Origin of the sequence: Streptomyces phaeofaciens (assembly GCF_014648915.1) — a bacterium.
Taxonomy (GTDB): domain Bacteria; phylum Actinomycetota; class Actinomycetes; order Streptomycetales; family Streptomycetaceae; genus Streptomyces; species Streptomyces phaeofaciens.
Genome location: NZ_BMSA01000003.1, coordinates 126,042 through 142,767, shown reverse-complemented (window position 1 = coordinate 142,767; position 16,726 = coordinate 126,042). Strand labels below are relative to the sequence as shown.

The window sequence follows — 16,726 nt, the reverse complement described above, 5'->3', positions numbered from 1 at the left end:
CCGAGGACGGCCCGGCGACGGCCGTATACGAAGGGGCCCGGTCCCGGGGCAAGGACCGGGCCCCTCCGCTTCGGTCACTTCGTCGGCTTGAGGGCGCGGCGCAGCGGCCCGCCCACCACACGCCGGGCGCGCCGGTAGATCGACGGGGCCGGGATGACCGCGGCGGCCTTGGCGGCCGCCTTCGCGCCGAGCGCCCGGGACTTCGCCAGCTCCCGCTTCAACTGGGCGTTGTTGGTGTCCAGTTCGGTGATGCGCTGCTGGAGCCAGCCGAAACGGCTGGTCAGCGAGGCCAGGTCGGCGTCGATCCAGGGCCGTACACCCGCCGGGAACTTCAGCGAACGCAGCTGCTTGTCGAACGCCTCGCCGCCGTCACCGTGGGTGAAGGTGTTCTCCAGGCCGTTCTTCTCCAGGAAGCCCATGAACCGGTCGAACCGCTCGCGGTGGTTGCCGTTCAGAGCGCCGAAGTCGGCCTCCTCGTACAGCCGCGCCGGGTCGACGTCCGCCGGCACCTCGTTCAGCTGCCGGTGCGGGATCTCGAAGTAGCGGCACAGCTCCAGCGTCCGGGAGTCGCCGCACAGCACGGTCACCGGGGTGCCGGCCAGCAGCGCCGCGATGTTGCCGTGGATGCGCGAGCCGAACGAGAAGTCGTACTCCTTGAGGTCGTCGATCCAGGTGACCGGGTCGACGTACACCCTGGCCTTGCCCTCGCGGTACATCGGGTGGTCCGGGTGGGTCGGCATCGTCCTGAGCCGGCCGGCCGAGGAATTGATGTCCCGCCAGTGCAGCTGCCGCGCGTCGGTGAGGTTCTGGCCGATGAAGCACAGGTTCTCGTACCGCGCGTGGGTGCTGGTGATGATCGGGGCCAGACCGCCGTAGCGGACCGCGCTGTGCGAACCGTTGATCGCGATCCGGGACTGCGGGGTCAGCTCGGCCGCCCGCTTCTCGACGTCGAGCCGGTCGCCGTGCATGAACAGCGACGGACAGCCGATGATCTCGATGTCCCGGAAGCCCATGTCGGTGAGGTACTTCGCGGTGAACTCGCCGCGGACACCGATCGAGGCACTGTGGTCCAGCACCGCCGAGACGAACCCGCGCACGGTCGGCTCCATCGCCTTCAGCCGTGCCGCGTCGTTGTCCAGGCCGGCCTGCGCACCGACGCCGAGGACCACGACCGGGATCTTCAGCTTGGATATCAGCCGGGTCAGCCGCTGGAGCGGGACCTCGAACGACGGCCGGAAGGCGTTGGCGAGGGGCACGACGAAGGCGTCGTACTCCTCGTTGATGCGGGCCGCGGCATTGACGTCGGTCGCTATCCCGTTGGAGACGACCTCCGTCCGGCCGGGCACGGTGAGGATCTTGTGCGCGGCATCACTGAAGATCAGATTGCCGGAATTGGTGGCGAACACGTCGCGGTGGAGAGCTTCCTCGACGGGGACCACGTCGAAAGGGCTCTTCCCCGACCTGAGGAGTAGGCGCTTCACAGGGCGAACTGTAGGTGACACAAACTTCAAAATAAATTTGGATGACCTTCAATCTCCATGTGGAACCTGCACAACCTTTTTGCCGTACGCAACGCGTGAGCAAAGGGTCACGCAAAGAGGATGATCCACAGCGTCCGCGCGGCTGTCCGGGGACTGGAACTCGCGCGCGGCCCATGGCCCCGTTCGCGTAGATTGCCAGGCAGTCGTGGACCTACGCGAGGGGCGAAAATCACAGTGGCAGGGGCAAGGCAGGCCGTGGGCGAAGCCCGCAGGATCGTCGTCAAGGTGGGCTCCTCGTCGCTGACCACCGCCTCGGGCGGACTGGACGCCGACCGGGTCGACGCGCTCGTCGACGTCCTCGCCAAGAGCCGCAGCGGAGGGGAGAAGGAGATCGTCCTCGTCTCCTCCGGCGCCATCGCCGCCGGCCTCGCCCCGCTCGGCCTGCGCCGCCGCCCCAAGGACCTCGCCCGCCAGCAGGCCGCCGCCAGTGTCGGCCAGGGCCTGCTCGTCGCCCGCTACACCGCCTCCTTCGCCCGCTACGGCGTCCGCGTCGGCCAGGTACTGCTCACCTCCGACGACATGAGCCGGCGCGCCCACCACCGCAACGCCTCACGCACCCTCGACAAGCTGCTCGCGATGGGCGCGTTCCCGATCGTCAACGAGAACGACACCGTCGCCACCGACGAGATCCGCTTCGGCGACAACGACCGCCTCGCCGCCCTCGTCGCCCACCTCGTCCACGCCGACCTGCTCGTGCTGCTCTCCGACGTCGACGGCGTCTACGACGGCGACCCCACGAAACCCGGGACCTCCCGGATCGCCGAGGTACGGGGCCCCGAGGACCTCGCGCACGTGGAGATCGGCAGCACCGGCAAGGCGGGCGTCGGCACCGGCGGCATGGTCACCAAGGTCGAGGCCGCCCGGATCGCGGCCGCCGCCGGCATCCCCGTGGTCCTCACCAGCGCCGTCCACGCGGCCGACGCCCTCGGCGGCGGCGACACCGGCACCTACTTCCACGCCACCGGCAGACGCTCCGCCGACCGGCTGCTCTGGCTCCAGCACGCCTCCACCCCGCAGGGCTCGCTGACCCTGGACGACGGGGCGGTGCGCGCGGTCGTCGAGCGGCGCACCTCGCTGCTGCCGGCCGGGATCGCCGGCGTCGAGGGCGAATTCAGCGCGGGCGACCCCGTCGAGCTGCGCGACACCGCCGGGCGGCCGGTGGCCCGGGGGCTCGTCAACTTCGACGCCCGCGAGATCCCCCAGCTGATCGGACGGTCCACCCGGGACCTGGCGCGCGAGCTGGGAGCGGAGTACGAACGGGAGGTCGTCCACCGCGACGACCTGGTCATCCTGCATCCCTGAGGCCGTCGAACGGCTGTCTCCGGACGGGCTCGAACGGTCCGTACCGGTGGGGGACGTTCCGTGAAAGCCCCCCGCGGAGCCCTGCGGCCTGCTCAACTTTGTCTCACGGAGACATTCCGCCGAGTTCGCTGAAGCGCTGCGTAAAGGAGGCCGTCGTGACACGAGTGCGCCCTGGGGTGGCGGCGGCCCGTGGGAGTACCAGTACCGACGGGCCCGCCCCCTCGCCTTCCCGGGTGCCCGGCGAGGAGCGCGCCCTGACCAGCGTGGCGGCCGGGGAGCGTTACCGGGCCGAGGAGCGGGAGAGCTCCGAGGGCACGCGCCCCGCCGACGCGCCCCGGCTGTGGCACGTGACCCTGAGCGTCTCGGGCGAGGAGGCCCCGCTGAAGGAGGTCCGGCGCGCGCTCGAACAGCTCGCCCACGACCATCCCTTCCTGCTGACCAGCAGATACGCCCCCGACCACGCGGAGATCCGGTACTGGGAGGAGGCCCGCGACCTGCACGACGCGGCCGCCGTCGCCCTGCGCCTGTGGGGCGAACACCGCCAGACGGCCGGCCTGCCCCCCTGGGAGATCGTCGGCCTGGAGGTCATCGACCGCCAGACCTACCACCAGCGCATCGCAGAGGGCTACGGACCCGCCCCGGCCACCCCCGTAGGGGTCCACCCCTTCTGACCGGCCGGGGCGGGCGGATCCCCAGGGTGGTCGGGGAGCGCGGTCAGGGCGCGGCCAGGGGCCGGTCAGGGCACGGGGCAGGGGGCGCGCTCAGGGGCCGGTCAGGGCGCGGGTCAGGGGGGCGCTCAGGGGAGTGCTCCGGGCGCGCCCCAGGGGCGCATCCGGCCCCGCCGGCCCCCGTCCCGGACCCGTCCCCGACCCTTCCCGGACCCGTCTCGACCCTCGTCTCGGGGTGTGGGATGCGCGGTGGCCCGGTTCTCACGGCGCACTACCCTTCCCGTATGACCACGCTCTCGCCGTACGACGCCATGTCCCCGGTCACCCAGGCCGCCTACCGCGCCAAGGCGGCCGCCGCCGATCTCGCGCCGCTGCCCAGGGCCGCCAAGGACGACGCGCTGCTCGCCATCGCGGACGCGCTGGAGGTCCGTACGAGCGAGATCGTCGAGGCCAACGCCCGGGACATCGCCAAGGCCCGGGAAGCCGGTACGGCCGAGTCGGTCGTCGACCGGCTGACCCTGACCCCGGAGCGGGTACGGGCCATCGCCTCCGACGTCCGCGACGTCGTCGCGCTGCCCGACCCGGTCGGCGAAGTGGTCCGCGGCTCCACCCTCCCCAACGGCATCGACCTGCGCCAGGTCCGCGTCCCGCTCGGCGTCGTCGGCATCATCTACGAGGCCCGCCCCAACGTCACCGTGGACGCCGCCGCCCTCTGCCTGAAGTCCGGCAACGCGGTCCTGCTGCGCGGCTCCGCCTCCGCCTACGAGTCGAACACCGCCCTCGTCCGGGTGATCCGCGACGCCGTCGGCGGCGCCGGGCTGCCCGCCGACGCCGTCCAGCTGGTGCCCGGCGAGAGCCGGGAGAGCGTGCGCGAGCTCATGCGCGCCCGGGGGCTCGTGGACGTCCTCATCCCGCGCGGCGGCGCCTCCCTCATCCGCACGGTCGTCTCCGAGTCCGTCGTCCCGGTGATCGAGACCGGCACCGGCAACTGCCACGTCTACGTCGACGCCCAGGCCGACCTCGACATGGCGGTCGACATCCTGATCAACTCCAAGGCCCACCGGGTCAGCGTCTGCAACGCCGCCGAGACCCTCCTCGTCCACCAGGACATCGCCGCCGAGTTCCTGCCCCGCGCCCTGGACGCCCTCGCCGCGGCCGGTGTCACCGTCCACGCGGACGAGCGGGTCATGGCCTACGCCAAGGACTCCGAGGCGACCGTCGTCGAGGCCACCACGGAGGACTGGGAGACCGAGTACCTCTCCTACGACATCGCCGCCGCCGTCGTCGACTCCCTCGACAAGGCCGTCGAGCACATCCGGCTGTGGACCTCCGGCCACACCGAGGCCATCGTCACCACCTCCCAGCAGGCGGCCCGCCGCTTCACCCAGCTGGTCGACTCCACCACGGTGGCCGTGAACGCCTCCACCCGCTTCACGGACGGCGGCCAGTTCGGCTTCGGCGCCGAGATCGGCATCTCCACCCAGAAACTGCACGCCCGGGGCCCCATGGGCCTGCCGGAGCTGACCAGCACCAAGTACATCGTCACCGGCGACGGGCACGTACGCCGCTGACGGACCCCAGGGGCGAGGGGGGCGCACCTGCGGGTGGCAGACGCCTCCGGTCCGGGCGTGCGGCGTCTCATCAGGCGGATGAATTTCCCTACCGTCTGCCCAAATTGACCCCCCAGGTCTACTCTGGATCCGTGCCGGAGGACGTGGGGGGTATGCCGTTCCCTGACGGCTGGGATCCCGACGACGACCATGACCGCGGGGTGTCGGACGAAGAGTTCGCCTCCGTGGTCTTCGACGAGGCCTTCGTACGGGCGGCCGTGGTGCACGAGCCGACCGCCGTCGAGCGCCTCCTGGCCGCCGCCGAGGCGAGAGCCGAGGCCGAGGCCCGCCGGGCCCGTGCCCGCGGCGACCACTACGACGACCTCTACCGCCCCGGCGGCGATTTCGGCCATGATCCGGAATACGACGACCTGGACGCCGACGACGCCGACGACCTCGACGGCCGCTACGGATCCTCCGGGCCCTACGCCAAGCAGGTCCGCTGGCACCGCCCCGTCGCCTGGATGCTCGCCGTCGTCATGGGCGTTGGCATGGTCGCGCTGGCCTTCGCCGCCGTCTACCGGGGCGCCTCCTCGGACAGCCGGGACCAGGTGCCGCCGCCCGCCACCACCGGCCTGGAACAGGGCAGCGCCGCGCCCCCGTCCGCATCGGCCGACTACTCCCAGCCACCGGTCTCCGCCGTCCCGCGCACGCCCTGACCGCAGCAGGGGCGCACGGCCCGGCGCGGGCGCCGGCCCGGCCGCGGGCACCAGCGACGAACCTGGTGAGAACCTGTCAGAACTTGTCGCGCGGCAGGGCGTTTACCCGGGCTCCGCGCGACCTACCCTGAAAGTATGGGCGGGCCTGGAGAGCCACCTGAGGGGACACCCGAGGGCGCCCCCGGAGGTGGCGAGGACGAGTACCGATCCGTCGTCTTCGACGAATCGTTCGTCCGCGCTGCCCGCCTCCAGGAGTACTCCGCGCAGGAACGCATGGCCGACCACGCGCCCGCCGTACGCCGGCGCCCGCCCCTGCGCCGGGGCCTGACCCGGCAGGCGCTGCTGCTGGTCCTGCTGATCGCCCTCGCCTTCGGCACCGCCATCTACATGAGCCTGCGCAACCCCTACCAGAGCCCGGCGGCCCGCCGGCCCGTCGAACCCCTGCGGATGACCCTCGTCCCGCTCGCCCCGCAGGGCGCCGTGCCCGGCGCCGCCGACACCGAGGCGCTGTACGCGCACAGCCCCGCTGCCCGGTACCGCGTCGGAGCCGCGGGCATCCCGCTGCCGACCTACCGGCGCACCGCGCACTTCTCCGACAGCCAGGTCTTCGCCGCGCTGAACAACGCCAAGCAGTACCTCGTGCGCTCCTCCCTCTACCCGGAGGTGCTCACCGGTCAGCAGGTGCGGCCGGTGCGCGGGCTGATCGACGGCGACCAGCTCGACCAGTTCGACGAGAGCTTCGCCCACCCGGCCGCCGACGGACGGCACGCGCCGACCGGCTGGCTGATCCGCTTCGACCCCGCCCGGGCCGAGCTGGCGAGCGACCGGATCCGCGTCCAGGGCACACTGACGGCCGCCGAGACCGACGCCTCCACCCTCGAGGTCACCGCCGACCACACCTTCGTGTACGCGCTGCGGCCGGCCGGCGCCGAAGCGGGGACCCCGGCGTCCCTGTTCACCGTCCGCCGCGAGCTGCACTTCCGCTTCGACCGTGACAACCTGCGCACCAACCAGCTCCAGCTGGTCGTCTCCTTCGTCCAGGCCGGACCGCTGTCCTGTGCCGAGGACTCCGCCAACCGTCTGCGCCCGCTGCTGGCCGGCCAGACCGCGAAGGAGGGCGGCCCGGCCGGCACCGACCCGTACGCCACGGGCGGCGTCCCGGCGCTGTGCGGGGTGCTGGCGGTGAGTACACAGCCGAAGGTGTGAGGCCCCGCTCGGCCTTGCTCGGCCCCGCTCGGCCCCGCTCGGCCTTGCTCAGCTCTTGTCGCGCGGGGGCGTGTCCGTCGGTCCGTCCGGGCCGCCGCCAGAGGTGCCGTTCCCGTCGCCCGCGTCCGGGCCGCTTCCGTCCGAGCCGTTCCTCGGCCCGTCCTCCGAGGGCGCCGAGCCGGCGAAGCCGCCGAAGCCCCGCCGCACCCTGCCGCCCAGGTCGCCCGCCCCGCCCGCTATGTCGGAGACCAGCTTCATCAGCGGGTCCTTGGAGTTCTTCACACTGGTCGTGTAGTGGGCGGCCGACTCGCGGAAGGAGTCCGTGACCGAGGTGTCCTTGTCCTCGGCGCGCCGCGGGTAGTGCCCGTCCATGATCCGCTGGAACTCGCGGGACTCGGCCCACTTCTTCAGCTCGGCCGCGCGCACCGTGGTGAAGGGGTGCGTACGGGGCAGCACGTTCAGGATCTTCAGCACGGAGTCGCGCAGATCGCCGCCGGCCTCGTACTCCTCGGCCTGCTTCAGGAACGCGTCCACGTTCATCTCGTGCAGGTGATTGCCGCCCGCGATCTTCATCAGGCCGCGCATCGAGGCCCGCAGGTCCTGGCCGACCAGCAGGCCGGCACGGTCGGCGGACAGCTCCGACTTGCGGAACCACTCGCGCAGCGCCGTCACGATCGCCATGATCGCGAGGTTGCCCAGCGGGATCCAGGCGACCCGGATGGCGAGGTTCGTCAGGAACAGCAGGATCGTGCGGTACACCGCGTGCCCGGACAGGGCATGGCCCACCTCGTGGCCGATGACCGCCCGCATCTCCTCCTCGTCGAGCAGCTCCACGAGCCCGGTGGTGACCACGATGATCGGCTCGTCCAGACCGATGCACATCGCGTTGGGCTGCGGGTCCTGGTTGACGTACATCGGCGGGACCTTCTCCAGGTCCAGGACGTAACAGGCGTCCCGCAGCATGTCGTTGAGGTGCGTGAACTGCTGGTCGGAGACGCGCACCGAGTCGGACAGGAACAGCAGCCTCAGGCTCCGCTCGGGCAGCAGCCCGCTGAGCGCCTTGAACACCGTGTCGAAACCGCTCAGCTTGCGCAGCGCCACCAGGGCGGAACGGTCGGCCGGGTGCTCGTACGCACGCGAGGAGATGCCCGGGAACCGCCTGCGCTGCCTGCTCGGCAGACCCCCGGAGCCGTTGTACTCGCGGCCGTCTTCGGACATGTCTTCCCCCATGTGCGTTGTGGTGTGGCCCTTTACGCACGGCCCCTTTTGCGGACCCTTGTGCGGCCCTTTACGCCCCCGAAGCAGAGCTCAGCCTAGGCGGAGTTACCGTGGACGGGCACTACACCGAAGGAGTCCCGCGCCATGGAGCACCACCCCGCGACCGCCTGGCTGACCGAGGCCGCCGACGCCGCCCAGCAGCAGGGGGCGGGGAATCTGCTCCGCGTCGTACTGATCGTGATGATCCTGGGTGGTGCGCTCACCGCGTGGTTCCTGCTGAGGGGCTACAAGCGGAAGGACGACTGAGCCGACGGGAAGGTTCCCCGCCGCCGCGAAACGGCCGACAGGGCAACCCGCGTCCCCAATGGCGGAGTCGGCGTGATCGCCGCCGAGCCGCCCGCATACGATGGGCCGACATCTTTATCCCGCCCACACCACCGGATAGGTCCTGCCGAAGATGAGCCTTCACAGCGCCGCTGCCCAGCTGGTCACCCTCGCCGCCGAGGGTGAGGAGCACGGTGGCAACCACGAGAGCCTGAACCCGCTGGTCACCGGTGGTGCCGCCTTCATCATCCTGGTGCTCCTGCTGTGGATCACCACCCGCTTCAACCGCGACCGCTGAGACGCACGGTGCCCATACCGGGGCAGTCCGGGCGTCCCTCGAACAGCGCCCTCAGGCGGGGCCGGTAGGGTCTGCACGCATGGGAGAGCAGGACATGCCTACCGGCCCGTCGAACCCGGGCAAGCGCCGCCTCGGCGTCATGGGCGGGACGTTCGATCCGATCCACCACGGACACCTCGTGGCGGCCAGTGAGGTCGCCGCGCAGTTCCACCTGGACGAGGTCGTGTTCGTCCCGACGGGCGAGCCCTGGCAGAAGAGCCACCGCAGAGTCTCCCCGGCCGAGGACCGCTACCTGATGACGGTCATCGCCACCGCCGAGAACCCGCAGTTCTCGGTGAGCCGGATCGACATCGACCGCGGCGGCCCCACCTACACCGTGGACACCCTGCGCGACCTGCGGGCCCTCAACCCCGACACCGACCTCTTCTTCATCACCGGCGCCGACGCGCTCGGCCAGATCCTGACCTGGCGGGACAGCGAGGAGCTGTTCTCCCTCGCGCACTTCATCGGGGTCACCCGGCCGGGCCACCAGCTGACGGACCCCGGTCTGCCCGAGGGCGGTGTCTCGCTGGTCGAGGTCCCCGCGCTCGCCATCTCCTCCACGGACTGCCGCGCGAGAGTCGCCAAGGGCGACCCCATCTGGTACATGGTGCCGGACGGAGTCGTGCGTTACATCGACAAGCGCGAGCTGTACCGCGGCGAGTGAGCCGAGAGGGGTCCCGGTGAACGACCGATACGACGCGGGGTACGGGGGCGACCCGTACGAACTCGTCGGCTACGACGAGTACGGCCAGCCGGTCTATCGGCAGGTCCCGGCCCAGCAGGCACCGCAGCAACAGGTGCCGCAGCAGCAGCCCTACGACCCTTACGGGCAGCAGGGCCGCCAGGGCTACGGCTACGACCCCTACAACCAGGGCGGCCAGGGCGGCCGGCAGACGCCCGCCTACGACCCGTACGACACCGGCCGGCAGCCACCCGTCGACGGGTACGACACCGGCCGCACGGCCACCCCCTACGACCCGTACGACACCGGCACCTCCGCCCCGTACGACCCCTACGGGCAGACCGCCACCAGCGGGCAGCAGCCCCGCGTCGAGCAGCCCCGCACCGCCGAGCAGACCGCCTACATCCCGCAGCAGGCCGGACCGGCCGCGCGGGAGGAGACCGGCGAGCGGGACAACCCGGACGGCGCTGAAGACGGCCGACGGGACTACCACACCGAGCAGTTCGCGTTCGTGGAGGAGCCCGACGGCGACTCCGAGGACGTCATCGACTGGCTGAACTTCACCGAGAACCGCACCGAGCGCCGCGAAGAGGCCAAGCGCCGCGCCCGCAGCCGGCTCGTCGCCCTCGCCGTCGTCATGGCCCTGGTCGCGGTCGGCGGCGTGGGCTACCTCTGGTACGCCGGAAAGCTGCCCGGCCTCTCGACGTCCTCCGACACCGGCACCGGGACGACCACGGCCGCCGGCGGCGCACAGAAGCGGGACGTGGTCGTCGTCCATCTGCACGACACGGCCGGCGGCGGCACCGCCACCGCGCTCCTCGTCGACAACACCACCACCAAGCGGGCCACCACCGTCCTGCTCCCCAACTCCCTCGTCCTCACCACCGACGACGGCACCACGACGACCCTCGCCAAGTCCGTCGACGACGACGGCTCCGACGGCACACGCGAAGGCCTGGACACCGTCCTCGGCACCGACATCGAGGGCACCTGGCGGCTGGACACCCCCTACCTCCAGAACCTCGTCGACCTGGTCGGCAACATCGAGGTCGACACCGACACCGATGTGCCCGACCCGAAGGCCAAGAAGGGCGAGGCCCCCCTCGTCAACAAGGGCGAGGACCAGACCCTCAGCGGCAAGATGGCCGTCGCCTACGCCACCCACCGCGCCTCCGGCGAGGCACAGAACGCCCAGCTGGAGCGGTTCGGGCAGGTCATGCAGGGCATCCTGCGCAAGATCTCCTCCGACCCGCAGGCCGCCACGGTCACCGTGCAGACCCTGGCCCAGATCCTCGACCCCTCGCTCACCGACAAGGACCTCGGCACCTTCCTCGCCAAGCTCGCCGACCTCGCCAAGGGCGGCGACCACAAGACCGCCCTGCTGCCCGTCCAGGCCGACGGCACACTCAGCGCCGAGAACAGCGCCAGCGTGGTCAAGGACGTCCTCGGCGGCACCGCGAAGAGCCCCGACAAGGACGCCGCCGTCAGCGTCTCCGTGAAGAACGCCGGCGGCACCAAGGCCGACACGGAGGACGCGCGCGTGGTGCTCCTCAACGGCGGCTTCACCTTCCTGGACGCCGGCACGGCGGCGGACACGCAGAGCGCCTCCCAGGTGCTGTACGCCGACGCCGCGGACAAGGAGAACGCCACCGAGGTCGCCAAGACCCTGGGCCTGCCCACCGGCGCCGTGAAGAAGGGCGACGTCACCGCGAACGCGGACGTGGCCGTCGTCCTCGGCCAGGACTACGAGCCCTCGTCGTCCTAGCCGGGAGCCGGCCTCCGGGGCGGTGATCGTTCAATTGCGTGGGGTGCCGTCGGCGGCCGTGAGACCCTTGAGGTCAAACGACCGCCGACGGAAAGCCACGTAGTGACCGCCACCGACCGCTCCATCGAGCTGATCACCACCGCCGCGCAGGCGGCCGCCGACAAGCTCGCGCACGACATCATCGCCTACGACGTCAGCGACGTGCTGTCGATCACGGACGCCTTCCTGCTGGCCTCCGCGCCCAACGACCGCCAGGTCAAGTCGATCGTCGACGAGATCGAGGAGCGCCTCCAGAAGGAACTCGGCGCCAAGCCGGTACGCCGCGAGGGCGACCGCGACGCCCGCTGGATCCTGCTGGACTACGTCGACATCGTCGTCCACGTCCAGCACAGCGAGGAGCGCGTCTTCTACGCCCTCGAGCGCCTGTGGAAGGACTGCCCCGAGCTGGAGCTGCCCGAGGACGCCCGGGAGACCCGCGGCAAGGCAGCCGAACACGCCAAGCTCCAGGCCGAGGAGGACGACACCGCCGGATTCGGGGAGCTCCGGTGAGTGCTCCCGCGCAGGCCGCGGGCCGCAGGCAGGCCCGCGGCCGCCGCGTCATCCTCTGGCGCCACGGCCAGACCGCGTGGAACGTGGAACGCCGCTTCCAGGGCACGACGGACGTTCCGCTGACCGAGACCGGCATCGCCCAGGCCCGCCGGGCCGCCCGGCTGCTCGCCTCCCTCCAGCCCGACGCGATCGTCGCCTCGGACCTCTCCCGCGCCGCGGACACGGCGGCCGAGCTGGCCGCGCTGACCGGCCTGACGGTCGGCCACGACGAGGCCCTGCGCGAGACGTACGCGGGCGTGTGGCAGGGGCTGACCCACGAGGAGATCGTGGACCGCTACGGCGAGGAGTACACCGCGTGGAAGCGCGGTGAGCCGGTCCGTCGCGGAGGCGGCGAACTGGAGACCGAGGTGGCCGAGCGCGCCGCCCCGGTCGTGCTGCGGCACGCCGAGAAACTGCCGGAGGACGGCACGCTGGTCGTCGTCAGCCACGGCGGCACGATCCGCACCACCATCGGCCGGCTGCTCGGTCTGGAGGCGCACAGCTGGGAGAGCCTCGGCGGCCTCTCCAACTGCTGCTGGTCCGTGCTGGGCGAGGGCGCCCGCGGCTGGCGCCTGCTCGAGCACAACGCCGGCACGCTGCCGGAACCGGTGCTCGGCGACGACGACTGAGCGTCCCGGTGGGCCCGGACCCCCGGATTTCACTTTCCGGCAGGTCGCAGGCTAAAGTTCTTCTTGTTCGCACCGCAGAGCGGGAAGAACGCAAGGGGCTATAGCTCAGTTGGTAGAGCGCCTGCATGGCATGCAGGAGGTCAGGAGTTCAATTCTCCTTAGCTCCACGTGTGAAGATCCCGTCCCCGCAGGGGGCGGGATCTTTCGTTGCTCCGCAGGAGGGCCGGCGCACCTTCGGCAGACTGTTCCCCCCACGGCTTGAGTCACTTGGGCCCGGGAGGCGTATACCTCTTCGGAAGCGCTTCTCACATGCATGTTCGCGCTCGCCGCGGCGGCAGGCCCCGGCGCTGTGTCCGGACTGGTACTGAGGCGTCGCTGACCGTATTGGCCCGGCCGTGGCAGAATCAAACGGCCGGAAGGGGGCGCGACCCGACGGGAGGGAGTAGCGATGCCTGCGAGCATCCTCGGAGAGGTCGGTCACCTCTCCGAAGCGGCGTTGACTCGGAAGACGGCCACCCGCCTCAGCTGCCCCTCCTGCGGTTCCGGCCATGTGGCCCAAGTCCTCGGGGACAACGGCGGAATCTCCTACGTGTGCACGGCCTGCGGCCACAGCTGGAGCTGATCGATGGGTGCACACAGGCGAAAGTGCGACTGGTGTGGCAGCGGCACCCCGATCGTGCGCGACATGGAACCGGTCAACCCCGACTACCAGTACTGGTGCGAGGAGTGCGCGCGGGCGCTGATCATAAAAGGCGACCCCATCGAGACGTACCGCGAACTCGAGGGGGAGCCGATCTACGGCCGGCTGCTCGAGGAGCACTGCACGCTCAAGCGCTTCTATTCGTTCGTCACCGCGTGACGTTCCCGCCGTCTCCGCTCGACGTTCCCGTCAAACCGGACAGAACGGAAACGATTTGGTGGTCCACCCCCTGGACCGTGTAATGTTGGCGTCGCCGCCGGGGAAACCCGCCGGAACACCGCAAGGGGCTATAGCTCAGTTGGTAGAGCGCCTGCATGGCATGCAGGAGGTCAGGAGTTCAATTCTCCTTAGCTCCACAATCGGATCCCGCCGGATCGTAAAGAACCGGCGGGATCTTCTGTATTCACCGGCTGTGGCGCCTTCGCCGCGCCGGCCCGGAAACGCCGAAGGGGCCGCCTGGAGACAGGCGGCCCCTTCGGCGTGTGCGGTGCGCCGGTCGGGCGCGGTCAGCGGCCCAGGGCGCGCCGGCCGCGGCCCTGGGAGAGCACCGGGAGGTTGCGGGACGGCGCCTGCGCGCGCGTGTCCTCCTCCAGGCGCAGGGCCAGCGCCGGGCAGCGCCGCACTGCCCGGAGCGCCTTGGCCTCCGCCATACGCGGCACCTTGGCCTGGGCGACGGTCGGGAAGCCGTCCGCGCCCAGCTGGAAGACCTCGGGGAGGATGTCCGCGCACAGGCCGTGGCCTCGGCACAGCGTCCAGTCGACGAAGATCTTCTGGCGGCTGTCGCCGGCCTCCTGCGGCGCCGCGCCGCTCGTGATGCTCGCCGGGGCCATCCCCTCCTCGAAGAGCGGCAGAACGCCCTCCACGGGCCGTCCGCAGCCGTTTCCGAGGACATGGGCCGCGAGGTCGTCGGTGAACGCCTTGATGGTCGACTCCAGGAACATCGCGGAGCCGTCGGGGTGCGAGCACGCCCCGCGTCTCTTGACGTTCTTGGCGACCTGCTTCAGCGCCTCCAGGGCGGCCGGCCCGCCGCCGTTGATGATGTCCTCCATGCCGCGGGCGGCGGCCGGCAGCCCGAGGTAGCAGGGGCCGCACTGTCCGGCGCTCTCCTCCGCCAGCCACTGCGCGACGCGCAGCGACTCACCCAGCGGACAGGTCTCCTGACTGATCGGCAGGATCGCGCCGGCACCGAGGGCGCCGCCCACCGCGTCCAGCGAGTTGCGGGAGACGACCGCCTCGTTGACGGTCGCCGCGTCGATCCACTTGCCGTGGTAGCCGCCGGTCAGCACACCCTGCGGGACCGGCGGGGCACCGGCCAGCTGGAGCACGTAGCGCAGCGGCACGCCGGTGGGGACCTCGATCACCATCGGGCGGGCGACCGCGCCGGACACGGTCAGCATCACGGTGCCGGGCTCGTCGTAGAGGCCGGTGTTGCCGTAGCGCTCCGGGCCGATGCGGGCGGCGATGGCGAGCTGCGCGAAGGTCTCGGCGTTGGACAGCAGGGTCGGGGCGCCGCCGACGCCGTTCTGCGAGGCGCTGACCTTGCGGCCGGGCGGGACCGCCGGGCCGCCGTCGATGGAGCGGATCAGCGACGCGGCGGCGCCGGTGACCATCCGGATCGGGTTGCGCTGGACGAACGCCTTCAGCGCCGAGCGGCGGCCGTTGCTCAGCCCGCGCTCGGCGAGGGCGGCCTCCATGGAGCGCTGGGTCGATTCGCGGGTGACCCCCACCACGAGCGTGCGGGCACCCAGCGCCTCCGCGACCAGCAGCGCGCCGTCCAGGATGAGGTGCGGGGCACGGTTGATCATCACCGTGTCCTTGCGGCAGGCCGGTTCGTCCTCGCTGCCGTTGACGACCACGACCGGCCGTACGCCCCGCTTGATCGCCGCGTCGGCCACGGAGCGGAGTTTCTTGTGGAAGGGGAAGCCCGCGCCGCCGCGGCCCTTGAGGTTGATGCGTTCGGAGAGCTGAGCGAGCTTCTCTCCGCCCATGGGTTCAAGCGGCCCGTGCACCTTCAGGTGCATGGGCAGATCGAGTCTCTCGACAAGGTCGAAGCCCGACGTGAGCTGCGGAAGGCCGACCACGCGGACTTCTGGTACGTCGGGCAGGGCCTCGTTCACCTATAGCCTCCGGAAGGCGTGTTCCAAGGTTCGCCCGAACCCGGAGTGTCGAAGGACGCTCCGGGCGATGGTTCATTGGCGGGACCGCTGTTGTACGTGTCGTTCGAGTTGTACGCGCCGTACTGGGCGTTCGTCTCACCGGTGTTGTACACATCACCTCCCACGTGGGGGATGGTGCCCGTATTGCCATAGACCGGGATGTTGAATCCGGTGTCCTGGAGCGGGTCGTAGGCGGACGGCGGTGCCTCGCCGACCGGCGGCGGGGACGGGACCGGCCAGGTGCCCGAGGTGCTGCCGCCGCTGTCCATGCGGGGCATCGCCTCCGTGGCCTGCATGTCGAACGGCATGTTCATCTGCGCGGTCTGGTCGGCCGCCGCGTACTGCTGCTGCGCGCCGGGCGTGTTGACGGCGCGGTAGGCGGCGGCGTAGCCGTTCGCGGGCTCCGCCGCGGCCGGCGTGTCGTAGAGCGGGGAGGCCGACGGGTTCATCCGGGGGGAGCCCATCGTGTCGGACGCGGCGGAGCGGCCTTCGTAGCCGGGCAGTGCGGAGCCGCCGGACCTGCCGGCTCCGCGGTCCGGGCCGCCGGACCTGCCGCCCTCGGCCATCCGCGCGCGTGAGGCCTCCAGGCCGTCCATGGCGGAGCGTTCCGGGCTGCCGCCCAGGATGCTGGTGAGCCGGTCGGCGAGCTGGCGCTTGACCGGGCGCGGGGCGGCGCGCAGGGCGAGGGCGGCCATCACGCCGACCAGGCACAGGCTGTACATGATGACGAAGATCGGCTTGGCCTGGCGACCCGCGTAGAGTCCGTGCACGAGTGCGGCGCACCAGGCCGGGTAGGCCAGCATGTGCATGGCGCGCCAGCGGGCGGCGACCTCGGCCGGAGCGGCGAAGTGATTGCGCAGCGCGCCCGTGATGCCCACGAAGATCATCAGCAGGCCGGCCAGGGAGCCGAGGCCGATCAGGCCGCCGATCCCGGTGACACCGAGCGAGAACGGGATGAGCGCGCCGATCAGTTCGGTGTGGTCCAGCGCGATCTTGGTGGTGATGTGCAGCATCAGGAACGCGATCGAGCCGACCGCCGTCGTCCGGTGGATCGCCTGGCCGATGATCCGCTGACGGGTGTTGAGGAAGATCCGGTCCTGGGCGACCAGGCCCCAGATCACGGAACAGCTCAGGGAGACGAGGGACAGGACGCCCGCGCCGAAGTTCAGGAACGCCTGGAACTGGTCCCCGCCGACCAGGACGACCACGGGTATGAGGACCAGGACGACAGCCGAGGCCACCCCGTAGGCGGACCGGCCGGGCTTGGGGAGCGAGCTGTTACTGAGAAGAGGGTTCATGGGGGCAACTCCGAGCAGTTTCGGGAAAGCGGTCCCGCTG

17 protein-coding genes and 2 tRNA genes are annotated in these 16,726 nt (G+C 71.2%); 15 read left to right on the top strand and 4 right to left on the bottom strand.

The window, feature by feature from the left end; translation table 11 throughout:
* Positions 1–74: 74 nt before the first annotated feature.
* Positions 75–1,481, bottom strand: a complete 1,407-nt coding sequence (locus tag IE275_RS07635) for a polysaccharide pyruvyl transferase family protein (RefSeq protein WP_189709024.1) — start codon at positions 1,479–1,481, stop codon at positions 75–77.
* Positions 1,482–1,736: 255 nt separating this feature from the next.
* On the opposite strand from IE275_RS07635, the gene proB reads away from it, so the two are divergent.
* From proB to IE275_RS07610, 5 genes are all read left to right on the top strand, one after another.
* Positions 1,737–2,843 carry a glutamate 5-kinase gene (gene proB, locus IE275_RS07630; RefSeq protein WP_189709022.1) on the top strand — a complete coding sequence of 369 codons (1,107 nt, stop codon included), beginning with the start codon at positions 1,737–1,739 and terminating at the stop codon, positions 2,841–2,843.
* 164 nt (positions 2,844–3,007) lie between these two features.
* Complete coding sequence (locus IE275_RS07625; protein ID WP_373299188.1) at positions 3,008–3,514, top strand: DUF8830 family protein; 507 nt, start codon at positions 3,008–3,010, stop codon at positions 3,512–3,514.
* A 281-nt stretch (positions 3,515–3,795) separates the two neighbouring features.
* Positions 3,796–5,082 (top strand): glutamate-5-semialdehyde dehydrogenase, encoded by a 1,287-nt coding sequence (locus IE275_RS07620; protein ID WP_189709021.1) that lies wholly within the window; start codon positions 3,796–3,798, stop codon positions 5,080–5,082.
* A 131-nt stretch (positions 5,083–5,213) separates the two neighbouring features.
* Positions 5,214–5,780 carry an SCO2584 family spore wall biosynthesis protein gene (locus IE275_RS07615; RefSeq protein WP_189709019.1) on the top strand — a complete coding sequence of 189 codons (567 nt, stop codon included), beginning with the start codon at positions 5,214–5,216 and terminating at the stop codon, positions 5,778–5,780.
* 135 nt (positions 5,781–5,915) lie between these two features.
* A complete protein-coding gene (locus IE275_RS07610; protein ID WP_189709017.1) occupies positions 5,916–6,986 on the top strand; it encodes an SCO2583 family membrane protein in 1,071 nt (356 codons plus the stop codon).
* A gap of 48 nt (positions 6,987–7,034) precedes the next feature.
* Here IE275_RS07610 and IE275_RS07605 read toward each other — a convergent pair whose 3' ends face one another.
* On the bottom strand, positions 7,035–8,204 hold the full coding sequence (locus IE275_RS07605; protein ID WP_189709015.1) for a M48 family metallopeptidase: 1,170 nt from the start codon (positions 8,202–8,204) through the stop codon (positions 7,035–7,037).
* Between the two features lie 144 nt (positions 8,205–8,348).
* On the opposite strand from IE275_RS07605, the gene IE275_RS07600 reads away from it, so the two are divergent.
* The 10 genes from IE275_RS07600 (at position 8,349) to IE275_RS07555 (ending at position 13,588) form a co-directional block, all read left to right on the top strand.
* Positions 8,349–8,510 (top strand): hypothetical protein, encoded by a 162-nt coding sequence (locus IE275_RS07600; protein WP_189709013.1) that lies wholly within the window; start codon positions 8,349–8,351, stop codon positions 8,508–8,510.
* 151 nt (positions 8,511–8,661) lie between these two features.
* Positions 8,662–8,826: a hypothetical protein gene (locus tag IE275_RS07595; RefSeq protein ID WP_189709012.1), complete on the top strand. Its 165-nt coding sequence runs from the start codon at positions 8,662–8,664 to the stop codon at positions 8,824–8,826.
* Positions 8,827–8,905: 79 nt separating this feature from the next.
* Positions 8,906–9,532, top strand: coding sequence for a nicotinate-nucleotide adenylyltransferase (nadD, locus tag IE275_RS07590; protein ID WP_189709010.1), 627 nt, complete (start codon positions 8,906–8,908; stop codon positions 9,530–9,532).
* Positions 9,533–9,548: 16 nt separating this feature from the next.
* Positions 9,549–11,315: an LCP family protein gene (locus IE275_RS07585; protein ID WP_189709008.1), complete on the top strand. Its 1,767-nt coding sequence runs from the start codon at positions 9,549–9,551 to the stop codon at positions 11,313–11,315.
* Between the two features lie 102 nt (positions 11,316–11,417).
* Positions 11,418–11,864: a ribosome silencing factor gene (rsfS, locus tag IE275_RS07580; protein ID WP_189709006.1), complete on the top strand. Its 447-nt coding sequence runs from the start codon at positions 11,418–11,420 to the stop codon at positions 11,862–11,864.
* A complete protein-coding gene (locus IE275_RS07575; protein WP_189709004.1) occupies positions 11,861–12,532 on the top strand; it encodes a histidine phosphatase family protein in 672 nt (223 codons plus the stop codon). Before rsfS ends, IE275_RS07575 begins: the two co-directional genes overlap by 4 nt.
* Positions 12,533–12,626: 94 nt before the next feature.
* Positions 12,627–12,699 (top strand) — tRNA-Ala (locus IE275_RS07570).
* A 281-nt stretch (positions 12,700–12,980) separates the two neighbouring features.
* The gene (locus IE275_RS07565; protein WP_189709001.1) at positions 12,981–13,154 is read left to right on the top strand and encodes a hypothetical protein; all 174 of its coding nucleotides are present in this window, start codon (positions 12,981–12,983) and stop codon (positions 13,152–13,154) included.
* A 3-nt stretch (positions 13,155–13,157) separates the two neighbouring features.
* A complete protein-coding gene (locus IE275_RS07560) occupies positions 13,158–13,391 on the top strand; it encodes a hypothetical protein (RefSeq protein ID WP_003976229.1) in 234 nt (77 codons plus the stop codon).
* A 124-nt stretch (positions 13,392–13,515) separates the two neighbouring features.
* A tRNA-Ala gene (locus IE275_RS07555) sits at positions 13,516–13,588 on the top strand.
* Positions 13,589–13,738: 150 nt separating this feature from the next.
* On the opposite strand, the gene IE275_RS07550 is transcribed toward IE275_RS07555, so the two are convergent.
* Positions 13,739–15,349, bottom strand: coding sequence for an NADH-quinone oxidoreductase subunit NuoF family protein (locus tag IE275_RS07550; RefSeq protein WP_189708999.1), 1,611 nt, complete (start codon positions 15,347–15,349; stop codon positions 13,739–13,741).
* Positions 15,346–16,686 (bottom strand): cytochrome b/b6 domain-containing protein, encoded by a 1,341-nt coding sequence (locus tag IE275_RS07545; protein WP_189708997.1) that lies wholly within the window; start codon positions 16,684–16,686, stop codon positions 15,346–15,348. The genes IE275_RS07550 and IE275_RS07545 overlap by 4 nt, the downstream gene beginning before the upstream one ends.
* Between the last annotated feature and the right edge of the window lie 40 nt (positions 16,687–16,726).

Bases quoted from the DNA above. Each gene is read 5' to 3' on its own strand.
- IE275_RS07610 (WP_189709017.1), top strand. From the start codon at position 5,916: ATGGGCGGGCCTGGAGAGCCACCTGAGGGGACACCCGAGGGCGCCCCC.
- IE275_RS07600 (WP_189709013.1), top strand. From the start codon at position 8,349: ATGGAGCACCACCCCGCGACCGCCTGGCTGACCGAGGCCGCCGACGCC.
- IE275_RS07620 (WP_189709021.1), top strand. From the start codon at position 3,796: ATGACCACGCTCTCGCCGTACGACGCCATGTCCCCGGTCACCCAGGCC.
- IE275_RS07545 (WP_189708997.1), bottom strand. From the start codon at position 16,686: ATGAACCCTCTTCTCAGTAACAGCTCGCTCCCCAAGCCCGGCCGGTCC.
- nadD (WP_189709010.1), top strand. From the start codon at position 8,906: ATGGGAGAGCAGGACATGCCTACCGGCCCGTCGAACCCGGGCAAGCGC.
- IE275_RS07560 (WP_003976229.1), top strand. From the start codon at position 13,158: ATGGGTGCACACAGGCGAAAGTGCGACTGGTGTGGCAGCGGCACCCCG.
- IE275_RS07595 (WP_189709012.1), top strand. From the start codon at position 8,662: ATGAGCCTTCACAGCGCCGCTGCCCAGCTGGTCACCCTCGCCGCCGAG.
- IE275_RS07605 (WP_189709015.1), bottom strand. From the start codon at position 8,204: ATGTCCGAAGACGGCCGCGAGTACAACGGCTCCGGGGGTCTGCCGAGC.
- IE275_RS07565 (WP_189709001.1), top strand. From the start codon at position 12,981: ATGCCTGCGAGCATCCTCGGAGAGGTCGGTCACCTCTCCGAAGCGGCG.